A 22985-nucleotide genomic window follows, 5' to 3' on the forward strand; every position below is an offset into this window, starting at 1 on the left:
AATCATGTTATGCGGATTTACTTGCCCGTTTCGCGAGGGCCTTTTCGGGGCCGCAACAGCGGACAGGTAGAGCAATACTCCTGCGGCCGCGAGGCCTTATAGTAGAAACAGCAGGTACGGCGAAATCGCACCTCTTTAAAACGGATACCCTCCACTCCGGGGGCAGGATGATTCAGCACCGGCACCCGCGTTTTCGGGCGGTAAAAAGGCTTCAGCGGATTGTCGTCGCAGTTAAAAAGATCGCCGGGCGCCTCAAGCAACGCATCAAAATCCTGCCGTACCTGCTGCGCCAAGGTGATGCCGGGCGAGCATTCCGCCGCCGGGTCGTCCAACTTAATCCGCTGTTCATAGAGCGAAAAAACCCGTACCGCAGTGTTTTCCCACAGTATCCGCAGCGGCGCGTCCGACGCCGCCGCCAGCGCCTGCAACAGCGGCGAAAGATGGCTGCCGAACAGCGTGGCGAACTGACGCCGGCGCCACGCCTCACGCTGCCCCGCCGCCGGTTGCGAAACGGAAAGGTCGTACAGCGGCATGGTGGAGATCCACTGCTGGCGATGGCCGTATTCCAGCACGCAGTTGTCCAGCGCCATATTCAGCCCTTTGTTGTACACCGACATGGCGTATAGGCTGGATGCGGTTGTCAGGAACGCAATCCGTTTGCTCAGCAGCGACGCGGTAATCTTGCGCGACGGCGACAACAGCGCCGGCGTAAGCTGATCCAGCAGCCGACGGCAATAGTCGGTATCCAATAGCGCCGTGCTGTCGCAGGCGTCGCGTTTATCCCGTTCCGCGGCCGCGGTCAGCCGCAGCGTAGTGGATAACATCGCCCACTGCTGCGCGTTAAGCATCCGTACCCGCGCTTATGGCGTCTCGCCCAAAGGGAATACACAGCGGCGTACCGAAAAACGGATCGGTAATCATCCGGCAGTTGAGGTTAAACACCGTTTTCACCGTGGCTTCGGTAAGAATATCGCCGGGTTTCCCCTGCGCATACACCGTCCGGTCATGCACCGCGACCATATGGTGCGCGTAGCGACAGGCCAGATTCAGATCGTGCAGCACCATTACAATGGTTTTCCGCTGCCGCACATTGAGTTCACGCAGCAAATCCAGCACCTCCATCTGATGCGCCAGATCGAGATAGGTTGTCGGTTCGTCCAGCAACAGAATGTCGGTATCCTGCGCCAGCGTCATGGCGATCCACACCCGCTGGCGCTGACCGCCGGAAAGCGAATCCACCGCCCGATCTTTCAACGTCGCCACCCCGGTGCTACGCAGCGCCTGCTCTACCTGGCGTTCATCTTCCGGCGACCACTGTTTTAGCCAGGACTGATGCGGATAGCGCCCCATCTTCACCAGTTGGTACACCGTCAGCCCTTCCGGTGCGGTCGGCGTTTGCGGCAGGATCGCCAGTTCTTTCGCCACCGCGACGGTGGATTTTTTATGAATATCCTCGCCATTGACGATAATCATGCCGCTCTGCGGTTTCAGCAGGCGGGCGAAGGATTTCAGCAGCGTGCTTTTGCCGCAGCCGTTGCTGCCCACCAGCACGGTAATCTGATTGGCCGGCAGCGCGATATCCAGCGCATCGATGATCACCTGCCGGTCATAGCTCAGCGTCAACGCCCGGCTTTCAATGGACTGACGCGGTACAGCACAAGGTTCTGTCGGACACATAACTCAGTCTTCTTATTGACGTTGCCGAATCAGCAAATAGATAAAAAAAGGCGTTCCCAACACCGCAATAAAGATCCCGGCGGGTAAATCCAGCGGCAAAAACAACGTCCGGCCGATCAGATCGGCCAGCATCACCAGATTGGCGCCCAGCAATGCCGCCACCATCGCCAGCCCGGGAAACCCGCGTCCCGCCAGGCTTTTGGCGATATGCGGCGCAATCAGCCCGACAAACGCCACCGCCCCGGCATAAGCGACCGCCGCCCCGGCCAACGCGACGCTCACCGCCAGCAGCGCCAGACGAATACGGCCCACCGGCATGCCGATGCCGACGGCCAGCGCATCATCCAGCTCATGGACATTAACGTGCCGGGCCAGCAGCGCCAGCACCGGCAGGATAGCCGCCAGCCAGCCGGCCAGCGCATACACATCCCGCCACTGCGCGCCATACACGCTGCCGGTCAGCCAGACATAGGCGGACAGCGTGGTGCCGATCGGGCTGAATACCAGCATCATGGTGGTCGCGGCGTTCATAATGGCGGACAATCCCACGCCCACCAGCACCAGCCTGATCGGCGCGCTTCCCTGCTTCCACGCCAACAGATAGATGGCGCCGGCCGTCAGCCAGGCGCCGCCGATCGCCGCCAGCGGCAGCCAGCGCAGGCTGACGCCGGCGGCCAGAAACGACAAAAAAAACACCGCCGCCGCCGCGGCGCCGCTGGTGATGCCCAGAATATCCGGCGACGCCAGCGGGTTGCGCACAATGCTTTGTAAAAGCAGCCCCGCTATCGCCAGCGCCCCGCCGACCAAACAGGCCAGCAAAATACGCGGCAAACGCAGTTCGGTGACAATAAATTCGATGCCGCGATCCGCATCACCGGCCAGCGCCTGCATCACCTCAAGCGGAGGAATAAAGACTTTCCCCGACGACAGCGAGGCCAGCATCACCAGCAGCGATAGCGGCAGGAGCATGGCGACCACGCCGACCAGCCGCCAATCCAGCAAACGCGAAAAAGCGCCGATGCGCAGCGGGTAACGGTTATCCATGCCGCATTCCTTTTCTGGCGAGATAAATAAACCACGGCGCGCCCAGTAGGGCGGTCATCGCCCCCACCGGGATCTCCTGCGGTTGGATCAGCAGGCGGGCGACCACATCCGACGACACCAGCAGCGTGGCCCCCAAAACCGCGCACCCCGGCAGCAGCCAGCGGTGGTCGGTAGAGAGCAAGCGACGCGCCATATGCGGGACGATCAATCCGATAAAACCAATACTGCCGGCAACGGCGACCGCGCCGCCCGCCAGCGCAATGACGCACAGTCCCATCAGGCTGCGGATCAATACGGTTCGCTGCCCCAATCCCTTTGCCACCTCGTCACCGGCCGCCAGAATATTAATGTGCCGCGCCAGCAGCAGGCTCAGCGTCATGGCGAGCGTAAACCACGGCATCATCGGCAGCAACTGCGCCAGACTCCGCCCGGATACCGACCCGGCCAGCCAGAACAGAATGCTGTCCAGTCCATCCTGATTGATGACCAGGATCGCCTGAGTAAACGCGGTGAACAGCGCGGTAATCGCCGCGCCGGCCAGCACTATCCGCAATTGGCTGCTACGGCTGTTCCCCAGCGTGCCGAGCGCATAAACCAGTCCGCCGGCGACCGCCGCGCCGGCATACGCCGTCCAGGTCAGCGACAGTGAAGAGGAAAGCGGCAGCCACGAGGAGAGGAAAACAATAAAAAACATCGCCCCGGCGTTCACCCCGAAGATACCGGGCGAGGCCAGCGGGTTGCGGGTCAACGACTGCATCAGCGCTCCCGCCACCGCGAGACTGGCGCCGACCAGAATGGCAATCAGCGTGCGGGACAGCCGGGTGGTGGTCACCAGAATATGATCGATTTGCTGCGCATCGGGATGCAACAACGCCCTGATCACCACCGGGAAGGCAATGGTGGTCTGTCCGTACATTAAGCTGGCGATACAGACGATAAACAGCAACAGCACACCCAACAACAGCACCAGCGCTTTGCTCATCGCGCGGCTCCGGCAAACTGCTGTTCTATATCATCGAGAATGTTATTGGCGCCCAGAATGCCGCCGGACAAACTCCAGGCCACGCCGTCCACCTGATAGATACGCTGTTGCCGCGGGGCCTGCATCCGCAACCAGAGAGGATGCGCGCGCCAGTCCTGATAATTTTTCGCCACTGCCGGTTGATCCGATCGCATGAAAATGAAAAACAACCCGGCGTCCACCACCGGCATGCTTTCTTTAGTAGTCAGTTTTTGCATCACCCCCTGCTGATAGGCGTCGGGTCGCGGCCAGACAAAACCGACCTCCGACAGCACCGATCCGGCAAAACTGGCGGGCAGATAGCTACGCAGATGATCCGCGCGAAACTCCAGCACCGCCACGCTCAGCGGCCAGTTCGCGCCGAACCGGGTCGCCAGCCGCTGGCGTAATGTCGTTACCCGCTGCCGCCACTGCGTCAACAGCCGTTCGGTCTGCGCTTGTCGATTGAGCGCCGTCCCCATGACCTGTAGCGTTTTTTTAAACTCGAAAACTTCCTCCAGCGCCACCGTCGGGGCTATCTGCGACAGCAGGCCGTAGATCTTCTCATGGCGAAATCTTGAGGCCACGATTAAATCCGGCTTGAGCAGCGCGATATCCTCCAGGCTGGGCTGCGTTTCCAGCCCGACGTGCGCCACGCCCCGCAAGGCCGGACGCAGATATTTATAGGTTGGTTTCTCCGTCCAGGAATCGACCACGCCGACGGGCGTCACGCCGAGCGCCGCCGCCGTGTCCGTCGCCCCCTGAAATAAGGTCACCACCCGCAGCGGCGTACCGGAAATCTCAGTGACGCCCAACGCATGATAGATCGCTCGCGGCGCTTCCGACGCCTGCGCGACGGCCGCCAGCAGAAACGACAGCATCACGGCAACGCTTAACCATTGCCGTGATGCCGATCTTAACGCGTAGTAAAGCGGATTAGACTCAGAAATCAATCGAATAACCCAGCGTTAGCGTGCGTCCGCGGCCGGAGAAATAGCGGGTATCGTTGACCAGCGCGCTTTGGGAATAGTAGGTGATATAGTTTTCATTCAATAAGTTAGCCACCGACACATTCAGTTTGCCATAAGGCAGCTTATAGCCCACTGCGGCATCCACCAGCGTATAGCCGTCAAAGTCCTTATCGGTGCCGTCGAAGTTTTTGTTGAAGGCGTGATTCACCTGCACAAACGAACTCCATGTCTCATTCCAGTTGGCCGACCAACTGGCGATCAGGCGATCCGGCGCTACGTTTAATCCATCCAGTTTGGTATCCAGGCTGCCGTTGTTATCGCTGTCATATTTTCCCTGACTGTGGGCATACGACGCGTTGACCTTATGCCGATCGTTAATCTGATAACCGGCGCTCACTTCCACCCCATGGATGCGGGTACGCTGGCGGTCGGACACAAAGACATCCCCTTGCTGCCTGACACGTTCGCCTAGTTTGGACTTGGATTCATAGTAGCTGGCTTCGAAGTCAAACCGATCCCGTTTGAAACGGAATCCTGTCTCTACGTTATCCGTCACAATCGGTTTAAAGCCGTCAAAATTTTTCAGGCTAATACCCGGCTCATTAATTGAGCGCAGCGCACGACCGACATCCGGCATACCGAAACCTTCTGAGTAGTTGGCGAACAGGCTCAGTGAATCTGTCGCCGTATAAACAATACCGGCGTTATACAGCGTTTTATTAAATTTCGGGCTGCCGCCTTCTACCGTCACATTGTTGTTGGACGCCAGCGTTTGATAGGAACCGACTTCGAGCTTGGCAATTTCATGGCGCGCACCCGCGTGCAGCGTAATGTTATCCAGCAGTTGATACTCACCCTGAATAAACGGTGAGTAGTTGGTGTACTCCATTTCTGGTACATAAGTGCGCTTCGTCAGGTAGAGATCCTGTTTCCCTTTATCGTACAAGGTATCGAAACCGACCGTGACTTTCAGCGTGTCGTCCAGCAGATCGTCTTTGGTCAGCGCCAGCTTGGTGCCGTACTTGTTGGCAACGGATCGGGACTGCTCGTAAAGCGTTCCCACAGGCGCAATGTCCGGATCCTGGAAAGTACCGGACAGCGTTGCGCCAAACAGTGCCTCATAGCGCTGATTAAATACCAACGCCGACAGTTTCATCCCCGCCAGATCGTGGTGTTCATAGGTCAGGCCGGTAGTCCAGATACTGTTATTCGGCGCTTTACCCGGTGGCGTGCCGCGTACCGACGTGGTGGGAATACCTTGATCCCGATCGCCGTCCACGCTGAGATAGTTATTTTCGCCTTTGATGTGATAACGATTGACGCTCAGTTGAACCCGCTGGTAGTCATTCAGCCAGTAACCCACTTTCGCCAGCAGATCGTAAGCGCGGGAATCCATAGTATCGCCCTGCGTGTTGTCCACGCCGACGGGGCGGTTTTTACCATCCAGATACAGTCCCTGATCCTCGTAACCGACAGAAAACAGGTAATCAAAATAATCTTCCCGCCCGTCGACCCGATAGGTGGTTTTATAGCTGGCGGTTTCGCCGCGGATCTTTTCCGTCGGAATGGTGGTCTGCACGTTGACATGCTGATTAAACGAACCATTTTCCGGGCGGCGGGTAATAATGTTGATTACGCCGCCGGTGGCGCCCAGCCCGTTGGTGGCGTTGGCCCCGTGGATCACTTCAATACGTTCCACCATGGAAAAATCGATGGTGTGCATTTCACGGCCGGTGGGGCGCAGCGGGTTCGACTGGGGAATACCGTCGATCATCACCAGTGCCGCACGCCCGCGGAACGTCTCGCCGCTGCCGCTCATTTTCTGGCGGCTGGGTGAAAACGACGGCAATAAATTGCTTAGTACTTGAGATGAGTCAGAAGAAATCAGCATCTGCTGCTCAATTTCTTCTTTGGTAATTACCGTGACGACCTGCGGTGATTTTTCCTGCTGGATATTGGAACGGGAGGCGGAAACCACCATCTCATCACCGTTATTGTCAGCATTGTTAGCCGTTTCATCTTGCGCATAGGCCTGCGAAATGAGTACGCATGGCATCAACGCAACTAAAGCGCGCACCTGATTCAATCTCTTCCCCTTAGATTCATCCAATTCGTCAACCCATCCGTTGCCGGCCATTGACGGAAAACGCAATCGTTATCCATAAAAAAACCGTCAGAATCCTTCGTTACCAACGAAGCACTCTGGCGGATAGCTATGCCATTCTGATGTAGGTAATCTGTCCGGTAGCGGCGCCATAAGATTACTAATGCTAATTATTATCATTCAAACATAATAATTACAATACTTACGAAATATTTTCATTTCCATAACAAATGTAGTGATTTGTCATCTGCCCTCATCAGGTCTCCCGCATTTTTCTTTGCTTGACATCAGCGCATCGGCGTCTGTTTAACCGTGCCGCCATTTAGTGATATAGATCACATAAAAAGATAAAAAATGGCCTAAAGTTAATCATATGATTGATTGACTTTTGGACAGGCGGATCCATGGCTGACAAACCCGGCCTTCCCAGCCGTGGCGATCAAACGCGGCAACAGCTTATCAACGCGGCCCTTGAGGTCTTTGGCGAATATGGTTTGAAGGCCGCCACCACCCGTGACATCGCCAACCGGGCGGGACAAAACATGGCATCCATCGCCTATCATTTTCAGTCGAAAGAAGGACTCTATCTGGCGGTCGCCAGTTGGATAGCGGAGTATATCCGGCAGATTTACCGCCCGCTGGAAGCGGAAATCGAAGCCTATCTGCAATTACCGCCGACGCGGCAATCCGCAGAACAGACCATGGATTACCTGCAACGCTGCCTGTTCAACTTCAGCCGCCTGATGACCCGGCAGGAAACGTTGAATATCAGCCGGATTATGTCCCGCGAACAGCTCTCGCCAACGGATGCTTATCCGTTAATCCATCAGCAGGTCATTGAGCCGCTGCATCGGTTAATGACCCAATTGGTTGCCCGCTATACCGGAATGGACGAAGAGGATCGCCTGGCCACCATTCATACTCATGCTCTGATTGGGGAAGTGCTCGCTTTTCGCGTCGCGCGGGAAACCATTCTGTTGCGGGCAGGCTGGCAGGAAATCGGCACCGAACAAACAACGCTGATTCAGCAAATACTGGTAGAACACCTTGAAATTCTTCTTAACGGCCTGCGGGACAACCCTGCCCGACAGACGAAGGGATAATGCGTAATGAACAAGAAAAAGCTGGTTGTTACTCTGGTTATCGTCGCATTGATTGCGGCGGCGGCGTATGGCGTCATTCACTATCGGCAACAGCAAGAGCGGCCGCTGACGCTGTACGGCAATGTCGATATCCGCAGCGTCAATCTCGCCTTTCGCGTCGGCGGACGGCTGACCGAACTGGATGTGGATGAGGGCGACAGCATTAAACCCGGCCAACGGCTGGCAACGCTGGACAGCGCTCCCTACCAGAACGCCTTGCATCAGGCGCAGGCCAACGTCGCCAGCGCGCAGGCGCAGTTAGGCTTATTGCAGGAAGGCTATCGTCATGAGGAGATCGCCCAGGTACGCTCCCAACGGGTACAAAGCCAGGCGGCGTATGATTACGCCAATAGCTTCTACCAGCGTCAGCAAGGTCTGTGGGCGAAACGCTCCATTTCCGCCGATGCGTTGGAAGACGCCAAAACCGCGCGCAATCAGGCGCTGGCCACCTTACAGGCGGCAAAAGACAAACTGAGCCAGTACGAAAGCGGCAACCGGCCGCAGGAGATCGCCGCGGCGCAAGCGGCGTTGGCGCAGGCCGAAGCGGCGCAGGCTCAGGCGGAACTGGATGTGGCGGATACCGGACTGTACTCCCCGTCGGCCGGCGTCATTCTTACCCGGGCGGCGGAAGCGGGCAGTATGCTCAGCGCCGGAAGTACGGTCTTTACCCTGTCATTGACGCATCCGGTATGGATCCGCGCCTATGTCAGCGGTAAAGATTTAGGCCGCGCCGTGCCGGGCAGCGAAATACTTATCTATACCGACAGCCGCCCGGACTCCCCTTACCGCGGCAAAATCGGTTTTGTCTCGCCCAGCGCCGAATTCACGCCGAAAAACGTCGAAACGGAAGACTTACGCACCGATCTGGTTTATCGCCTGCGCATCATCGTTAACGATGCGGACGACCAGTTGCGCCAGGGAATGCCGGTAACGCTGCGTTTCGCCTCGACGCATTCAAACCAGGACAAGCCGAGCCATGAATGATAAATCCGCGCTGATTGAGCTGAAGGCGCTGGAGAAAAGCTTTCCCGGGCAGGATAAACCGGCGCTTGCCAGCCTCACCACTCAGATCCGCGGCGGCGCGGTCACCGGTCTGGTCGGCCCGGACGGCGCGGGGAAAACCACCCTGCTGCGTATGCTGGCGGGGTTGTTGACCCCAAGCCGCGGCGCCATGCGGGTGATCGGGTTTGATCCGATTAAGGAAGATCGCCAGCTTCACGCCATTCTAGGCTATATGCCGCAAAAGTTCGGGCTGTATGAAGATCTTACCGTGATGGAAAACCTGACGCTGTACGCGGATTTGCGCGGCATTACCGGCGAAGTGCGTCAGTCAACCTTTGACCGGCTGCTCTCTTTTACCGATCTGACTCACTTTACCACGCGGCTGGCCGGCAAGCTGTCGGGCGGCATGAAGCAAAAACTGGGGCTGGCCTGCACCCTGCTGGGCCAGCCCAAAGTGCTGCTGCTGGATGAGCCGGGGGTGGGCGTCGACCCGATTTCCCGCCGTGAGCTTTGGCAAATGGTGCATGAGCTGGCCGATGAAGGCATGCTGATCGTATGGAGCACCTCCTATCTGGACGAGGCCGAACAATGCCGGGACGTTCTGCTGCTCAATGAGGGAGAGCAACTCTATCGCGGCGAGCCGCGCCAACTGACCGAAAAGATGGCAGGTCGCAGCGTGCTGATCGCCGCGCCGTCCGGCAGTCATCGTAAATTGCTGCAACGCGCCCTGCGCCAACCGCAGGTCAGCGACGGCGTGATCCAGGGGCAATATGTGCGGCTGATTCTGAAACCGGAAGCGGATCGGTCGGCGCTGCTGGCGGCGCTGGAACTACCGGAAGCGAGCCTGAAAGACACCGCGCCGCGTTTTGAAGATGCCTTCATCGATTTGCTGGGCGGCGGGCCGGCCAGTGAGTCCTCGCTGGCGAAAATCATGCCGCAGATTGAGGTTGACGGTGAAGAAACGGTGATCGAAGCGCGGCAGTTGACCAAAAAATTCGGCGACTTCGCCGCGACCGACCATGTGAGTTTCAAGGTGCGGCGCGGTGAGATTTTCGGCCTGCTGGGGCCTAACGGCGCGGGAAAATCGACCACCTTCAAAATGATGTGCGGTCTGTTGGTGCCGACGGAAGGCAAAGCGCTGGTGCTGGATATGGATCTGAAAACCAGTTCGGGCAAAGCGCGCCAACATTTAGGCTACATGGCGCAGAAGTTCTCGCTGTATGGCAACCTGACGGTGGAACAGAATCTGCGTTTCTTTTCCGGCGTATACGGCCTGAAGGGGAAAGCCCAGGACGAAAAAATCGCTGAAATGACGCAGGCCTTTAATTTCCAGCCCATTTATCGCCAGACGCCCGACGCCCTGCCGCTGGGATTCAAGCAGCGTCTGGCGCTGGCCTGCGCCCTGATGCATGAACCGGACATCCTGTTTCTGGATGAGCCGACATCCGGCGTCGATCCCCTCACCCGACGGGAATTCTGGATACATATCAACGGGATGGTTAACCGGGGCGTGACCGTAATGGTCACCACCCACTTTATGGATGAGGCCGAGTATTGCGACCGTATCGGGCTGGTTTACCACGGCAAGCTGATCGCCAGCGGTACGCCGGATGAGTTGAAACAGCGGGCCGTGGATGAAAAAACGCCCGATCCCACCATGGAACAAGCGTTTATCGCCCTGATACAGGATTACGACCGGGAGACGGATAATGGCTAATCAGATCGGCAGCATCCATTTTTCCTGGCGGCGTCTGCGAGCGCTTTGTCTGAAAGAAACCCGTCAGATTGTCCGCGACCCCAGCAGCGGGCTGATCGCTTTTGTCATTCCGCTACTGCTGCTGTTTATCTTCGGCTACGGCATCAATCTCGACTCCAGCCGCCTGCATGTCGGCATCCTGATGGAGCAGCAAAGCGAGGATGCCCGCGATCTGGCGCATACCTTCGCCGCGTCGCCATTTATCGACCCGGTTATCAGTAATAACCGGCCGCAGCTGATCGAGATGATGCAGTCCGGCGCTATCCGCGGACTGATCGTCATTCCGAATGATTTCGCCGAACAGATGGCGCATCCGGTAGCGCTGGCGCCTATTCAGGTGATTACCGACGGCAGCGAACCCAATACCGCCAATTTCGTCCAGGGCTATGCCGAAGGGATCTGGCTTATCTGGCAGCAACAGCGCGCCAGCGATCAAGGCCAGGAATTCGAGCAGCTTATTGAGGTGCAACAGCGCTATTGGTTCAATCAGGCGGCCATCAGTCAACACTTTATTATTCCCGGCGCCATCACCATTATTATGACGGTTATCGGCGCCATTCTGACCTCGCTGGTCATCGCCCGCGAATGGGAGCGCGGCACCATGGAAGCCCTGTTGTCGACCCAGGTTACCCGCAGTGAATTACTGCTGTCCAAGCTGCTCCCCTACTATGGTCTTGGCATGATGGTGATGGCGCTGTGCATTGTGGTTTCCACTTTTATCATGGGGGTGCCGTACCGGGGATCGCTGTTGCTGCTGTTTGGCATCGGCAGTCTGTTTCTGGTGAGTACGCTGGGCATGGGGCTGCTGATCTCCACGCTGACCAAAAATCAGTTTAATGCGGCGATGGTGGCGTTGAACGCCGCGTTTCTCCCGGCGGTGATGCTGTCCGGCTTTGTTTTCGAGATCGACAGTATGCCGGCGCTGGTGCGCGCCGTGTCTTACATTATCCCGGCCCGCTATTTTGTCAGCACGCTGCAAACGCTGTTTCTGGCAGGCAATATCGGCAGCGTATTACTGGTTAACCTGCTGTTTCTTATCGCGTCAGCCATTTTATTCATTGGTCTGACGGCCTGGCAAACCCGGCGCAGACTGGATTAGGGAGCTATCATGTTTCATCGCCTGTGGACATTGATTATCAAAGAACTACAGTCACTGCTGCGTGAACCGCAAACGCGCTCTATTTTGATTTTTCCGGTGATCCTACAGGTTTGCCTGTTTCCCTTTGCCGCCACGCTGGACGTGACCAACGCGACCATCGCCATTTACAGTGAGGATAACGGTCAGTCCTCTGTTGAGCTGACCCAGCGTTTCGCCACGGCAAAAGCCTTCTCCCACGTCGTATTGCTGCACAGTTCTCAGGCGATCGCTCCGACGTTGGACGAGCAGCGGGCGCTGTTGGTTATTCGTTTTCCGCCGCAGTTCTCCCGCGACATTGCCCGCGGCGACAGCGCGTCGCTACAGGTGATATTGGACGGCCGCCGTTCCAACAGCGCCCAGATCGCGGCCAACGATGTGCAGAAAATCGTCCGTGATTACCAGTTGGAATTGCTGGGCGATCGGCCCAGAATCAACAACAGCGAGCTGGTGATCCGCCACTGGTACAACCCGAATCTGGATTACAAATGGTTTATCGTGCCGTCGTTGATTGCCTTGATCGCCACCATTGGCGTGCTGATTGTCACCTCGCTGTCCGTCGCCCGCGAACGGGAACAAGGCACGCTGGAGCAACTATTGGTATCGCCGTTATCAACCTGGCAGATTTTTGTCGGCAAGGCGGTGCCGGCCTTGATCGTCGCCACCTTTCAGGCCACTATCGTGCTGCTGGCGGGGATCTTCGCCTATCAGATCCCTTTCGCCGGCTCTTTGCTGCTGTTTTACGCCACCCTGCTGATTTACGGTCTGTCGCTGGTCGGGTTCGGGCTATTGATTTCATCGATCTGCTCCACCCAACAGCAGGCATTTATCGGCGTATTTGTGTTCCTGATGCCGGCTATCCTGCTGTCCGGCTATATTTCTCCGGTGGAAAACATGCCGGAATGGTTGCAAACCCTGACCTGGATTAACCCCATCCGCCACTTCACCGACATCACCAAACAGATCTACCTTAAGGATGCCGACTTCTCCATTATCTGGGGCAGCGTGTGGCCGCTGTTGGTTATCACCGCCACCACCGGTACGGTGGCCTACGCCATTTTCCGGCGCAATATTGCATGAGAAACAGCAACAAAAAAGCCCGAGACGCGGTGACTGCGCCTCGGGCTTTTTTAGCAGAGCGTGGTATTTAGCGACGGTTGCCGAAAATGCGCAGCAGCATCAGGAACAGGTTGATAAAGTCCAGATACAGCGTCAACGCGCCGACAATCGAGTATTTGCGGAAGTTGTCTTTGTCGTCAACCGACAGTTGTTCACCCATACGTTTCAGTTTCTGCGTGTCATACGCCGTCAGACCGACAAACACCACCACCCCGATATAGGTCACCGCCCACATCAGCGCTTCGCTTTTCAGCCACAGGTTAACCAGCGAGGCTAACACGATGCCGATCAGCGCCATAAACAACAAACTGCCGAAACCGCTTAAGTCGCGTTTGGTGGTATAGCCATACAGACTCATGGCGCCGAACATCCCGGCGGTAATCACAAAGGTGCTGGCGATGGATTCGCCGGAATAGAGGATGAAAATGCTGGAAATCGTCAGCCCGGTCAGCGCCGAGTAGAGCATGAACAAGCCGGTCGCCACCCCGCCGCTCAACCGCTGCACCATGCCGGAAATCACAAATACCAGCCCCAGTTGCACGATAATCAGGCCGAAAAAGGTTATCTTGCTGGAGAACACAAAATTAAGCACCGCAGGCGTGTTGGCGGCATACCACGACACAAACGCCGTGAGTAATAGCCCGCAGGTCATCCAGCCATAGACCTGCGCCATATAAGCCTGAATGCCTGACTGTGCACGTTCTACAATTGAATCACCCGAGCGTGGATACCTATCCATGATTTTTCCTTTGCGTTAAATCAGTTGTTTCTAAGAGGCATAGCGCCTCACCTGCCTTTATCTTAACACAAAACCGCCTGTTCAGCCGATCCGGGCGTCGCGGCCGCTACCAGCGGCGGGCGGCCTGCCGGTCGCTGTCGCGGGATTCGACCCAGCGTTCGCCGTCCGGCGTGGCTTCACATTTCCAGAACGGCGCGCGGGTTTTCAGATAGTCCATAATGAACTGCGCGGCGTCAAACGCGGCGCTACGGTGGGCGGCGCTGACGCCGACAAAGACAATTTCATCCCCGGGGTAGAGGGCGCCGACCCGGTGAATCACGCTGATGCGCGGCAGATCCCAGCGCTCACGCGCCTGTTCGACGATCTCCGCCAGCGCCTTTTCCGTCATGCCGGGATAGTGTTCCAGCGTCAATACGCTGACGTTCTCGGCCAGATTATGGTTACGCACCTTGCCGGTAAAGGTCACCACCGCGCCATCTTCATCGCACTGCGCCAGCCACTGATATTCATCGCCGACGCTGAAATGTGCTTCACCGACGCGAATACGGGTCTCCGCCATCGTCAACCTCCGGTTACCGGTGGAAAAAAGGCCACCTCATCGCCATCCTGCAACGGATGGCGCATTTCCACCAGCGTCTGGTTAACCGCCGCCAGCAGCTTGCCGGACTCCAGCGCCAGCGCCCAGCGGGCGCCGCGTCGACACAGCGACTGACGCAGTTCCTCCACCGTGGCGTATTCCGCCGGCAGCGTCAGGCTATCCGTGTCGGTCAGTTCACGCACCTGGGCAAAAAACAGGACGTTAATCATGATGCCTCCGCCGTGAAATCCCCCGATTTGCCGCCGCTTTTCGCCAGCAGACGCACGGGGCCGATCGCCATATCTTTCTGCACCGCCTTGCACATATCGTAAATCGTCAGCGCCGCCACCGATGCCGCCGTCAGCGCTTCCATCTCCACCCCGGTCTTACCGGTAAGACGGCACAGCGACTCAATACGCACCCGGCTATGCTCAGGCTGCGCCTCCAGTTCCACCGCCACTTTACTCAGCAGCAGAGGATGGCAGAGCGGGATCAGTTCCCAGGTACGTTTTGCCGCCTGAATACCGGCGATGCGCGCGGTGGCGAACACATCTCCTTTGTGGTGGCGGCCCTCGATAATCATCGCCAGCGTCTGCGGAGCCATAGTGACAAAGGCTTCCGCCCGGGCTTCGCGCACGGTATCGGCCTTGGCGGAAACATCCACCATCGTCGCTTCGCCGGCGGCATTAATATGGGTCAGTTGTGACATAGATAAGGTTACTTTTTCAAATGAGGATGAAAATTACAGGGCTTTTGCCGCGCATCCAGCTGTTCCTGAATAATACGTTCCCAGGCGGTATGACAGGCGCGGGTCGACCCCGGCATGGCAAAAATCACCGTCTGATTCGCCAGACCGGCGATCGCCCGTGACTGTAGGGTGGCCGTGCCGATATCCTCATAGGACACCATGCGGAACAGCTCGCCAAAGCCTTCAATTTCACGGTCAAACAACACGCTCACCGCCTCCGGCACCACATCGCCGGCGGTAAACCCCGTCCCGCCATTGATCAGGATCGCCTGCACATCGTCGCTGGCAATCCACGCCGATACCTGCGCCCGGATCTGATAACGGTTTTCTTTCACAATGCCGCTGGCGACGATATGGTGCCCGGCGGACTGCGCCGCTTCCCGCAGGTAGTCACCGGAGGTATCATCGGCTTCGGTACGCCGCTCGGATACGGTGAGTACCGCGATATTAAGAGGAATAAATTCGCTACTGACCTTACTCATAAGCAGGCTCCTTAAGGAATAGGTTGCATTGTGGACATTACCCGCCGATAAACGACAGATTCTGCGTTATGCCGCTGTTGCCCTGATGCAGAAAATGGGTTTGTTTCTTGGTCGACAAACCGCCGGAAATGCGCATTTTCAGCGCCTCAAGCTGACTATCGTCGGCCATCACATCGCGCAACGGGATCCCCTGCTCGCCAAACAGGCAGAGATGCAGGTTGCCGATGGCGGAAACGCGCAGGCGATTGCAGCTCAGGCAAAAATCTTTCTCATAGGGCATAATCAGCCCGATTTCCCCCTGATAATCAGGATGACGAAATACCTGCGCCGGGCCGTCGCTACGCGCCCGCGCCTGCTGTTGCCAGCCCTGCGGCAGCAAGCGCCGGCGGATAGCCTCGCCGGAAATATGGTGCCGGCGAAACAGCGCGCTCCCCTCGCCGGTTTCCATCAGTTCAATAAACCGCAGTTGAATCGGACGATCTTTAATCCACGCCAGAAAAGTTTGCAGGCTGGCGTCGTTGACATCCCGCATCAGTACGGTATTCACCTTCACTTTGCTGAAACCGCAGGCGAAAGCCGCATCAATGCCGTCCATCACCTGACGGAATTTATCCTGCCCGGTAATAGCGTGGAACTGGCGGGGATCGAGACTGTCCACGCTGACATTCAGCGCGGTCAGCCCGGCGTCGCGCCATTGCGCCACGTCACGCGCCAGACGATAGCCATTGGTGGTCACCGCCAGCGTGCGGATCGCCGGGTTTTCCCGGATCGCGGCGATGATGTCGACAAAATCGCGGCGCAGCGAGGGTTCGCCGCCCGTCAGGCGCACTTTTTCAGTGCCCAATTCGGCAAACGCGCGGCTGACGCGACGAATTTCATCGAGAGACAGAAAACGGTGGGGATTGACGCCGTTCGACTTATAGCCATCCGGCAGGCAATAGGTGCAACGAAAGTTGCAGACGTCGGTTATCGACAGGCGCAAATAGTAAAACTTGCGCGCAAACGCATCGGTCAGTTGACTCACCATAAACACCTTTCCAAATACGGGAGATGCCGGCATTTCTACCTTGCACCCTGGTGACCATTCAGGCCACGGCCAGGGCGCCTTATCATGCGTCAAAAACGCATCACTTAGGCGCCAAGGCTAGGAGTTTGATTCCCGTCTATTATTTAACCCAAAGGGCCGGATAATGCCGACGCGGAACCGTGATTTTCATAAACCAGTCTACCGCCAAATACCGCAGGCAGTCACTTAAAAAAGCGGTATATAGTTTAATATATAACGTATTTTCAATACCTTATGCCGTACAGCATACGTGAAAGCCGTCGGCAAACGTTGTCTCAGGTCATACCGTCATCATGATTTTTCGCCTTTTGCATCGGAATCCGCTATTTTAGCGGCGAAAAACCAGCACCGCGGTGACGTGAAAGGTGACGGACAAACATTTCAATAATAAGGGTTACTATGCGCAATCGCACGTTAGCCGACCTTGATCGGGTTGTGGCTCTGGGAGGCGGACATGGATTAGGCCGCGTGATGTCTTCGCTTTCGTCCTTAGGCCCACGGCTGACCGGTATTGTGACCACCACCGACAACGGCGGCTCCACCGGAAGAATTCGCCGCTCCGAAGGGGGGATCGCCTGGGGCGATACCCGTAACTGCCTGAACCAGCTGATCACCACGCCCAGCGTCGCCTCCGCCATGTTTGAATACCGTTTCAACGGCAGTGGCGAACTGGCCGGGCACAATCTGGGCAACCTGATGCTGAAAGCCCTCGATCACCTGAGCGTGCGGCCGCTGGAAGCCATTAATCTGTTACGCAACCTGCTTAAAGTCGATGCCTTTCTGATCCCGATGTCCGAACAGCCGGTCGATCTGATGGCGATTGATGAACAAGGCAATCCCGTCTACGGCGAGGTCGATATCGATCAACTGCCCGCTTTGCCGCGGGATTTGACGTTGTTTCCCGCCGTTGAGGCCACGCACGAAGCATTGGACGCCATTGCGGAAGCGGACCTGATACTGATTGGCCCCGGCAGTTTTCTTACCAGCCTGATGCCGTTGTTGTTGCTTAACGATCTCACCCGCGCGCTGCGCAGAACGCCGGCGCCGATGGTGTATATCGGCAATCTGGGACATGAGCAGAGCAACGCGGCGGCCAGGCTGATGCTGGCGGAAAAGTTAACGCTGATAGAGCAGAAAGTGGGAAAAAAGATGATTGACGCGGTTATCGTTGGCCCGAAAGTGGATGTCGGCCAGGTCAGCGATCGGCTAATTATTCAGCAACCGCTGGAAGCGGCGGATGTGCCGCATCACCACGATCGCCAACTGCTGCGCCAGGCCATTGAACATGCGTTGCAGAAGCTGGGATCTCAGGCTCGCCGTCACGGCGTATAAATACATTCATTCCGGGCTAACGTCTCCCCCAAAAATCGGAATATTTAACGGCGGAGAATACTTCGCCCGCCATTTTCATGCTGCGCCCAAGCACCGGACGCCGGGCGCTCAAGCGCCGCAGCACTGCGCCCCTGGCTTGAGGCTGACATCGCCGCTCCCGACTACGACTTGAATTTTCCTGCTGTAAGCAGCTCAGTTAATGGTTTTTCCTCATATATAAAGCCAAATTTCTTATTGGATAATCCTTTTTCTACTTCATAGACTGGCCTCAGTTAAGCATCTTAGCCTCTCTCTGTGAGCTGCTCACAGATGATATTAAGGATCTCCAGATGGTTACGCTTTCACCAGAAAAGAACGCCGCATTGTCGCAGGGCGACAGCGCCTGGCTGCGCATTCGTCATGATGTGTTGTGCTGCCGGCTGCTGCCTGGCTCGATGATCACCGAACAGTTGCTGATGGAACGTTATGAAATCGGGAAAAGCACCTGTCGCGTCGCGCTGGCGCGTCTATGCCATGAGAACCTGATCCAATCGCGCCCGCGCAAGGGCTACCAAATCGCGCCAATCACAGTGCAGGACGTGGAAGAGATTTTCACCATCCGCGCCCAGCTTGAACCACTGGCCGCCCGGCTGGCGGTGGGCCGCGTGGACATTGATTTACTGCGGCGTCTGGAAGCCGCCTGCCGGGAAGAGATCCATGCCCCGCTATCGAAACAGATCGATGTGTTTATGAACGCCAATAAACGCTTTCATCTGGCCATCGCGCAGGCTTCCGGCAACAACCATTTGATCCGCACGCTATCCAGCCTGATGGATGAAATGCTGCGTCTGGTCGCGCTGGGTTTTAACGTGCAGGGCACCAAACCGGAAATCAAGCACGACCATAACGCCATGATCGACGCCTTCAGTCAGGGCGACTGCAAGCGCGTTGAGCTGATTGCCCGCCGGCATATCGAAACCTTTCAGGCGATGACGCTGGAAAAGGTTTACGCCACCCTGAGCCGGGACGGCGCCATCTTGCCGATTCTGGAACGGAGGCTGCAACCATGAACGCGCTGTTGCAGGCCACGCCGCCGCTCACGCAAACCTCCGGCCCTCCGCTGATACAGGCAACCGGCATCAGCAAAGCGTTTGGCGCATTGCAGGTGTTGCGCGACATTGATTTAACCCTCCATCAGGGCGAGATCCTGACGCTGCTCGGGCCTTCCGGCTGCGGCAAAAGCACGCTGCTGAATATTTTATCCGGCCTGCTAAACGCCGATAGCGGATCGCTGACCATTCAGGGGGACGACGCCGCACACTTTCAACACTGGCGGCGCATTGGCTATCTGTTCCAGGAAGATCGCCTGCTACCCTGGCGCACCGTACAGCAGAACGTGAATTTTGGCCTGGAGAATCTTCGCCTCAGTCATAACGAACGACGCCAGCGGGTTATGGATGCGCTGCATCTGGTCGGGCTGGCTGATTTCACCCGCTACTGGCCGTATCAGCTGTCGGGCGGAATGCGCAGCCGGGTCGCGCTGGCGCGTAGTCTGGTCACCGAACCGGAGATCCTGCTGATGGACGAACCGTTTTCCAAGCTCGATCCGCAGACCCGCAGCGCCATGCATGACGAAGTCCTGCGCATCCAGCGCCTGACGGGCATGTCGATCGTGATGGTCACCCACGATGTGGAAGAGGCGGTGGTGCTGGCCGACCGCGTGGTGATATTCAAACCCCATCCGGGGCATATCCACCATATTCAACCCATTGATCTGCCGCGCCCTCGCCTGCCTACCAGCCAGGTGGTCAGCGAGCAGATACGCCTGCTGCGGCTGGAGGTTTGACATGTCGCGCGCCCGTTCGCTGTCATCGCTGCTTGCGCAGCGCCTGTTTCTGCTGTCGCTGTTCCTGCTTATCTGGTGGCTGGCGGCGCTGCGGATGCCGTCATTTATTCTGCCCGGCCCGGAAAAAACCTGGCAGGCGCTACACCTGCTCTGGCACAACGGCACGCTGCTGAACGATATCGGCGTTACGCTGTCGCGCGTGGTGATGGGCTTTATCTTCGCCACCCTGATTGGCACCCCGCTGGGGCTGGCGCTGGGGGCCAGCCGGCGTCTGGCGCAGTTCTTCGAGCCGCTGTTGGCGGTGTTCAACAGCGTATCGTCGGCAATCTGGGCCATTTTCGCCATCATCTGGTTCGGTATCTCCAATGCGACGACGGTATTTGTTGTGTTTATGACCGCCATGCCGCTGATCCTGACCAATGTCTGGCAAGGGGCGCAAACGGTGGAAGCGCAGTACGTGGAGCTGGCGCGCAGTTTCCGTATGAACCGCTGGCAAACGCTGCTGAAGATCTATCTGCCGACCATTCTGCCCTATTTCTTCTCCGGCGCCCGGCTGGCGTTCGGCTTCGGCTGGCGCGTATCGCTGGTGGCCGAAACCCTGGGCGCGTCGAACGGTATCGGCTATCGCCTGCGTCAGGCGGGCGATCTGGTGCAAACCGATCAGGTGTTCGCCTGGACGCTGCTGCTGGTCACGCTCATGTTGCTGCTGGAAGGCGGCATTCTGAAACCGCTGGAACGCCGTTTGTTCCGCTGGAAAAAACTCACACAGGAATAACACGATGAAAACAATGATTACGGCGGCATTGATGGTCGCCGGGGCGCTGTTTGCCTCACCGCTCTGGGCGGCGGAAAAAGTCCGCATCGGCTACTGGACCAGCGGCGTCAGCCTCGGCTATGGCGCGGTGCTGGAAAGCACCGATTTTCTGGCTCGTCACGGCATTGACGCCGAGTTTATTCACTTTCCTGATGTTAACGCGCCGGTAAAAGCGCTGGCCTCGGGATCGATTGATCTGGCGTTCGGCGCGCCGCTGGCGGGTATCCTCAGCACCGCCGCCGAAGGCGTGCCGGTGAAAATCTTTGCCGCCACCCAACCGGCCGACGTGCAGTTCGTAGTGCCGGTTGACTCGCCCATTACCCAGCTTTCGCAGTTGAAAGGTAAAAAGATCGGTATGTCCCCGGCGGGCTCGTCGGTGGCGGTGATCGCCAGCGCCATTCTATCCAGTAATTACGCGATCAACGCTGCGGATTTCTCGCTGATCGGCGGTAACGAATCGCGGCTGGCGCAGTTTCTGTCGCAGAAGCAGGTGGATGCCGCCGCCCTGCGCTCGGTCACCATCGCCCAGTTGGATGAACTGCATGTCAAACCGCTGGGCAGTTTTGCCGATGAATGGCGCAAAATCACCGACAGCGATGCCGTTCCCTACATCGGCATCGGCGCCGTACGCAGCGATCTGATCGAAAAGCAGCCGGATACCGTGGCCCGCGTGATTGCCGCGCTGCGCGACACCCTGAGCTGGGGACAGGCTCATCCGGCCGAAGTGGTTAAGATCCTCCAGCAAAAAGCCAACCTGCCGCAGAAAGACGCCGAGGTCTATGTCAGCCGCTGGGAAAGCATGAACCGGGTTTCGTTCGAGCAGGCGGATATCGATACGCTGAAGTTACAGCACAAGGTGTTTGTGGACAGCGGCGCGATTAAAGGCCGGTTGAGCGACAACCTGTTCGTGACCGCGCCCTACCAGCAGGCGAAATCCATTCAGCCTCTGGACCATTAACCCTTAGCGACAGGAGAAATCATGTGAGCAACACCATGAAAGCACTGGTACTGACACAGCACGGCGACCTCGACCAGCTACAGGTGATCGACAACCATCCCCGGCCGGCGCCGACGTCAGGGCATGTGGTGATCCGCGTGGGGGCGTCGTCATTTAACTATCACGATGTGTTTACCGTTCGCGGCATGCCGGGCATTAGCATACCGCTGCCGGTGGTGCCCGGTCTGGATTTGGCCGGCACCATCAGCGCGATCGGCGACGGCGTCACCGGCTGGCAGGTTGGCGATCGGGTGCTGATCAACCCGCTGAAGCCCGGCGTGGGGCTGATGGGGGAAATGACCGATGGCGGCATGGCGGAATACGCGCGGGTGGATGCCGCCCAGCTCATCGCCCTGCCCGACAACGTCAGCTTTGCTCAGGCGGCGGCCTTGCCGGTCGCTTACGGCACCGCGCACCGCATGCTGATTACGCACAACACCGTCAAGGCGGGCGATCGGGTGCTGATCCTCGGCGCCAGCGGCGGGGTCGGCAGCGCCTGCGTGGTGCTGGCCAAACGGCTGGGCGCCGAGGTTATCGCCTGTGCCGGCAGTCATGAAAAAGCCGAGGCGCTCAAGGCGCTGGGCGCTGACCACGTGGTCAACTACCGGGAGAACGATTTCTCAAAATGGGCCATCGCCGCCTACGGTAAACCGCAGCGTCGCAGCTATGAAGGCGGCGTCGATGTGGTGATCAACTTCACCGGCGGCGATACCTGGCGGCCTTCGCTACGCTGCCTGAAACGCGGCGGCCTCCTGCTGGTGTGCGGCGCCACCGCCGGGTACGACCCGCAGGAAGATCTCCGTTATATCTGGAGCTTCGAACTGACGGTCAAAGGTTCCAACAGCTTCTATGCCGATAATCTGATCGCCCTGCTGGACATGGTGGATCGGGGTGAAATCGAGCCGCTGATTGACCGGGTACTCCCTCTGGAACAGGCTGGCGAAGGGCTAAGGCTAATTCGCGATCGGGAAGTGCTTGGCAAGGTCATCGTCACGCCCTGATTTTGGATACTAACTCTTACAGATAAAGGTAACGCTAATGGCCGAATCCACACCGCTGAGTGCCGCCGATGTGCAGGCGCGTTTGCTGCAAGGCCCCTATCACCAGTGGCTCGGGCTGGAAGTGACGGCGCTGGGCGCAGGGGAAATCGAGTTGACCGCGCGCTGGCGCGAGGAATGGGTGGTGAATTCCGCCGGGGGATACACCCACGGCGGCATCCTCGCCGCGCTTATCGATCTGACCGCCGACTGGGCGCTGGTTTCCTATACCGGCCGGGGCGTGCCGACGCTTAATCTGCACGTCGATTATCACCGGCCGGCGCGCGGCGACCTCACGGCCCGCGGCCGGGTGATCAAAACGGGTAAACAGGTGTCCTGCGCCGAAGCACAGCTGTTCGACCAAGAGGGACGCCTGATTGCCAGCGGGCGCGGTCTCTATTCCACCGCCACCGCCTGA

The 22985-nt window shown here is 57.9% G+C and carries 24 protein-coding genes and 1 riboswitch; of the genes, 12 read left to right on the plus strand and 12 right to left on the minus strand.

Annotated features, from left to right (window positions below; all coding sequences use genetic code 11):
* Positions 1-17: 17 nt before the first annotated feature.
* Genes JG725_RS04940 through JG725_RS04965 form a run of 6 tightly spaced genes read right to left on the minus strand, consistent with a single transcriptional unit; the run spans position 18 to position 6769 of the window.
* Positions 18-848 carry an IucA/IucC family C-terminal-domain containing protein gene (locus JG725_RS04940; protein ID WP_199376904.1) on the minus strand — a complete coding sequence of 277 codons (831 nt, stop codon included), beginning with the start codon at positions 846-848 and terminating at the stop codon, positions 18-20.
* The gene (locus JG725_RS04945; protein WP_172289139.1) at positions 841-1677 is read right to left on the minus strand and encodes an ABC transporter ATP-binding protein; all 837 of its coding nucleotides are present in this window, start codon (positions 1675-1677) and stop codon (positions 841-843) included. Before JG725_RS04945 ends, JG725_RS04940 begins: the two co-directional genes overlap by 8 nt.
* Positions 1678-1689: 12 nt before the next feature.
* Positions 1690-2721, minus strand: coding sequence for an iron chelate uptake ABC transporter family permease subunit (locus tag JG725_RS04950; protein ID WP_199376906.1), 1032 nt, complete (start codon positions 2719-2721; stop codon positions 1690-1692).
* On the minus strand, positions 2714-3703 hold the full coding sequence (locus JG725_RS04955) for an iron ABC transporter permease (protein ID WP_199376908.1): 990 nt from the start codon (positions 3701-3703) through the stop codon (positions 2714-2716). Before JG725_RS04955 ends, JG725_RS04950 begins: the two co-directional genes overlap by 8 nt.
* On the minus strand, positions 3700-4674 hold the full coding sequence (locus tag JG725_RS04960) for an ABC transporter substrate-binding protein (RefSeq protein WP_233356300.1): 975 nt from the start codon (positions 4672-4674) through the stop codon (positions 3700-3702). The genes JG725_RS04955 and JG725_RS04960 overlap by 4 nt, the downstream gene beginning before the upstream one ends.
* On the minus strand, positions 4664-6769 hold the full coding sequence (locus JG725_RS04965) for a TonB-dependent receptor (protein ID WP_199377220.1): 2106 nt from the start codon (positions 6767-6769) through the stop codon (positions 4664-4666). The genes JG725_RS04960 and JG725_RS04965 overlap by 11 nt, the downstream gene beginning before the upstream one ends.
* A 431-nt stretch (positions 6770-7200) precedes the next feature.
* Between JG725_RS04965 and cecR the strand changes: the two genes are divergently transcribed.
* Genes cecR through JG725_RS04990 form a run of 5 tightly spaced genes read left to right on the plus strand, consistent with a single transcriptional unit; the run spans position 7201 to position 12911 of the window.
* Positions 7201-7899 carry a transcriptional regulator CecR gene (cecR, locus tag JG725_RS04970; RefSeq protein ID WP_172289135.1) on the plus strand — a complete coding sequence of 233 codons (699 nt, stop codon included), beginning with the start codon at positions 7201-7203 and terminating at the stop codon, positions 7897-7899.
* A gap of 6 nt (positions 7900-7905) precedes the next feature.
* Positions 7906-8922 carry a secretion protein HlyD gene (gene hlyD / locus JG725_RS04975; protein ID WP_199376910.1) on the plus strand — a complete coding sequence of 339 codons (1017 nt, stop codon included), beginning with the start codon at positions 7906-7908 and terminating at the stop codon, positions 8920-8922.
* Positions 8915-10657, plus strand: coding sequence for an ATP-binding cassette domain-containing protein (locus tag JG725_RS04980; protein WP_172289133.1), 1743 nt, complete (start codon positions 8915-8917; stop codon positions 10655-10657). The genes hlyD and JG725_RS04980 overlap by 8 nt, the downstream gene beginning before the upstream one ends.
* Entirely contained in the window at positions 10650-11795 is a 1146-nt protein-coding gene (locus JG725_RS04985; protein ID WP_172289132.1) for an ABC transporter permease, read from the plus strand. The genes JG725_RS04980 and JG725_RS04985 overlap by 8 nt, the downstream gene beginning before the upstream one ends.
* A gap of 9 nt (positions 11796-11804) precedes the next feature.
* Positions 11805-12911 (plus strand): ABC transporter permease, encoded by a 1107-nt coding sequence (locus tag JG725_RS04990; RefSeq protein ID WP_172289131.1) that lies wholly within the window; start codon positions 11805-11807, stop codon positions 12909-12911.
* 67 nt (positions 12912-12978) lie between these two features.
* On the opposite strand, the gene JG725_RS04995 is transcribed toward JG725_RS04990, so the two are convergent.
* The 6 genes from JG725_RS04995 to moaA form a co-directional block, all read right to left on the minus strand.
* Complete coding sequence (locus JG725_RS04995; protein WP_172289130.1) at positions 12979-13689, minus strand: Bax inhibitor-1/YccA family protein; 711 nt, start codon at positions 13687-13689, stop codon at positions 12979-12981.
* A 106-nt stretch (positions 13690-13795) separates the two neighbouring features.
* Positions 13796-14248 (minus strand): molybdopterin synthase catalytic subunit MoaE, encoded by a 453-nt coding sequence (gene moaE / locus JG725_RS05000; RefSeq protein WP_199376912.1) that lies wholly within the window; start codon positions 14246-14248, stop codon positions 13796-13798.
* Positions 14249-14250: 2 nt separating this feature from the next.
* A complete protein-coding gene (gene moaD / locus JG725_RS05005) occupies positions 14251-14496 on the minus strand; it encodes a molybdopterin synthase sulfur carrier subunit (RefSeq protein WP_199376914.1) in 246 nt (81 codons plus the stop codon).
* A complete protein-coding gene (moaC, locus tag JG725_RS05010) occupies positions 14493-14975 on the minus strand; it encodes a cyclic pyranopterin monophosphate synthase MoaC (RefSeq protein WP_199376916.1) in 483 nt (160 codons plus the stop codon). Before moaC ends, moaD begins: the two co-directional genes overlap by 4 nt.
* An 8-nt stretch (positions 14976-14983) precedes the next feature.
* On the minus strand, positions 14984-15496 hold the full coding sequence (gene moaB / locus JG725_RS05015) for a molybdenum cofactor biosynthesis protein B (RefSeq protein WP_172289126.1): 513 nt from the start codon (positions 15494-15496) through the stop codon (positions 14984-14986).
* Positions 15497-15533: 37 nt separating this feature from the next.
* Positions 15534-16523 carry a GTP 3',8-cyclase MoaA gene (gene moaA, locus JG725_RS05020; RefSeq protein WP_172289125.1) on the minus strand — a complete coding sequence of 330 codons (990 nt, stop codon included), beginning with the start codon at positions 16521-16523 and terminating at the stop codon, positions 15534-15536.
* Positions 16511-16659, minus strand: a riboswitch (molybdenum cofactor riboswitch). Its footprint overlaps the gene before it by 13 nt.
* Positions 16660-16961: 302 nt before the next feature.
* On the opposite strand from moaA, the gene yvcK reads away from it, so the two are divergent.
* From yvcK to JG725_RS05055, 7 genes are all read left to right on the plus strand, one after another.
* Entirely contained in the window at positions 16962-17894 is a 933-nt protein-coding gene (yvcK, locus tag JG725_RS05025) for a uridine diphosphate-N-acetylglucosamine-binding protein YvcK (RefSeq protein WP_172289124.1), read from the plus strand.
* Positions 17895-18223: 329 nt separating this feature from the next.
* Positions 18224-18943: a GntR family transcriptional regulator gene (locus JG725_RS05030; protein WP_172289123.1), complete on the plus strand. Its 720-nt coding sequence runs from the start codon at positions 18224-18226 to the stop codon at positions 18941-18943.
* Entirely contained in the window at positions 18940-19719 is a 780-nt protein-coding gene (locus JG725_RS05035; RefSeq protein WP_172289122.1) for an ABC transporter ATP-binding protein, read from the plus strand. Before JG725_RS05030 ends, JG725_RS05035 begins: the two co-directional genes overlap by 4 nt.
* A 1-nt stretch (position 19720) precedes the next feature.
* Positions 19721-20494, plus strand: a complete 774-nt coding sequence (locus tag JG725_RS05040; RefSeq protein ID WP_172289121.1) for an ABC transporter permease — start codon at positions 19721-19723, stop codon at positions 20492-20494.
* Between the two features lie 4 nt (positions 20495-20498).
* Positions 20499-21491 carry an ABC transporter substrate-binding protein gene (locus JG725_RS05045; RefSeq protein ID WP_172289120.1) on the plus strand — a complete coding sequence of 331 codons (993 nt, stop codon included), beginning with the start codon at positions 20499-20501 and terminating at the stop codon, positions 21489-21491.
* 23 nt (positions 21492-21514) lie between these two features.
* Positions 21515-22531: a zinc-binding alcohol dehydrogenase family protein gene (locus tag JG725_RS05050; protein ID WP_199376918.1), complete on the plus strand. Its 1017-nt coding sequence runs from the start codon at positions 21515-21517 to the stop codon at positions 22529-22531.
* 37 nt (positions 22532-22568) lie between these two features.
* Positions 22569-22985 (plus strand): PaaI family thioesterase, encoded by a 417-nt coding sequence (locus JG725_RS05055; RefSeq protein ID WP_172289119.1) that lies wholly within the window; start codon positions 22569-22571, stop codon positions 22983-22985.

Origin of the sequence: Brenneria sp. L3-3C-1 (assembly GCF_016456245.1) — a bacterium.
In the GTDB taxonomy this organism is placed as follows: Bacteria; Pseudomonadota; Gammaproteobacteria; order Enterobacterales; family Enterobacteriaceae; genus Brenneria.

Coding starts and splice junctions, on each gene's coding strand:
- moaC (WP_199376916.1), bottom strand. CDS start 14,975: ATGTCACAACTGACCCATATTAATGCCGCCGGCGAAGCGACGATGGTG.
- JG725_RS04955 (WP_199376908.1), bottom strand. CDS start 3,703: ATGAGCAAAGCGCTGGTGCTGTTGTTGGGTGTGCTGTTGCTGTTTATC.
- JG725_RS05045 (WP_172289120.1), top strand. CDS start 20,499: ATGAAAACAATGATTACGGCGGCATTGATGGTCGCCGGGGCGCTGTTT.
- JG725_RS04950 (WP_199376906.1), bottom strand. CDS start 2,721: ATGGATAACCGTTACCCGCTGCGCATCGGCGCTTTTTCGCGTTTGCTG.
- JG725_RS05030 (WP_172289123.1), top strand. CDS start 18,224: ATGGTTACGCTTTCACCAGAAAAGAACGCCGCATTGTCGCAGGGCGAC.
- JG725_RS04980 (WP_172289133.1), top strand. CDS start 8,915: ATGAATGATAAATCCGCGCTGATTGAGCTGAAGGCGCTGGAGAAAAGC.
- JG725_RS05035 (WP_172289122.1), top strand. CDS start 18,940: ATGAACGCGCTGTTGCAGGCCACGCCGCCGCTCACGCAAACCTCCGGC.
- JG725_RS05040 (WP_172289121.1), top strand. CDS start 19,721: ATGTCGCGCGCCCGTTCGCTGTCATCGCTGCTTGCGCAGCGCCTGTTT.
- JG725_RS04940 (WP_199376904.1), bottom strand. CDS start 848: ATGCTTAACGCGCAGCAGTGGGCGATGTTATCCACTACGCTGCGGCTG.
- JG725_RS04990 (WP_172289131.1), top strand. CDS start 11,805: ATGTTTCATCGCCTGTGGACATTGATTATCAAAGAACTACAGTCACTG.
- moaA (WP_172289125.1), bottom strand. CDS start 16,523: ATGGTGAGTCAACTGACCGATGCGTTTGCGCGCAAGTTTTACTATTTG.
- JG725_RS04985 (WP_172289132.1), top strand. CDS start 10,650: ATGGCTAATCAGATCGGCAGCATCCATTTTTCCTGGCGGCGTCTGCGA.
- JG725_RS05055 (WP_172289119.1), top strand. CDS start 22,569: ATGGCCGAATCCACACCGCTGAGTGCCGCCGATGTGCAGGCGCGTTTG.
- moaB (WP_172289126.1), bottom strand. CDS start 15,496: ATGAGTAAGGTCAGTAGCGAATTTATTCCTCTTAATATCGCGGTACTC.
- JG725_RS04995 (WP_172289130.1), bottom strand. CDS start 13,689: ATGGATAGGTATCCACGCTCGGGTGATTCAATTGTAGAACGTGCACAG.
- hlyD (WP_199376910.1), top strand. CDS start 7,906: ATGAACAAGAAAAAGCTGGTTGTTACTCTGGTTATCGTCGCATTGATT.
- JG725_RS04945 (WP_172289139.1), bottom strand. CDS start 1,677: ATGTGTCCGACAGAACCTTGTGCTGTACCGCGTCAGTCCATTGAAAGC.
- cecR (WP_172289135.1), top strand. CDS start 7,201: ATGGCTGACAAACCCGGCCTTCCCAGCCGTGGCGATCAAACGCGGCAA.
- yvcK (WP_172289124.1), top strand. CDS start 16,962: ATGCGCAATCGCACGTTAGCCGACCTTGATCGGGTTGTGGCTCTGGGA.
- moaE (WP_199376912.1), bottom strand. CDS start 14,248: ATGGCGGAGACCCGTATTCGCGTCGGTGAAGCACATTTCAGCGTCGGC.
- moaD (WP_199376914.1), bottom strand. CDS start 14,496: ATGATTAACGTCCTGTTTTTTGCCCAGGTGCGTGAACTGACCGACACG.